Genomic DNA, 461 nt, shown 5'->3' on the forward strand with positions numbered 1-461 from the left:
GTTCGAGGGTGAGCGTCATGGGCGGACTCCAGAGGGTCGGTTCCGGCGGGGGCGGGGCACAGGGGCCGGGGCGCAGGGGGCAGGGCAGGGGACCGGGAGCGCGGGTGGCGCTCCCGGTCCGGACCCTGGTCCCTAGGCGGCCGCGGTGGCGCGCCTCGGTGCCCGGCGGCGGCCCGCAGAACCCGCACCGGTACCGCCGGCGGCACCGGAACCGCCGACGGGGCGGGCGGGGCGGCTGCGCCGGTTGCGGTTCGCGGACGGGCCGCGGCGGGACCGTTCCACGACGGGGGCCTCGATCACGACGGGGATTCCGGTGGGCACCCGGGCACCGGTGATGCGGACCAGCTCCTCGTCGCCGGCGCTGACGCGGGTGGTGACCGGGGTGATGGCGGCGGTGGCCATCATCCGGGCCATCCCGCGGCGCTGGCTGGGCAGGACCAGGGTGACGACGGTGCCGGACC

1 pseudogene is annotated in these 461 nt (G+C 78.7%); it reads right to left on the minus strand.

From position 1 onward, the window contains the following. Positions 1-132: 132 nt before the first annotated feature. Positions 133-461: pseudogene (locus VR45_RS32450) on the minus strand (RNA helicase); the annotation flags it as partial.

The sequence above is a fragment of the Streptomyces sp. NRRL S-495 genome, from assembly GCF_000966955.1.
Lineage (GTDB): Bacteria > Actinomycetota > Actinomycetes > Streptomycetales > Streptomycetaceae > Kitasatospora > Kitasatospora purpeofusca.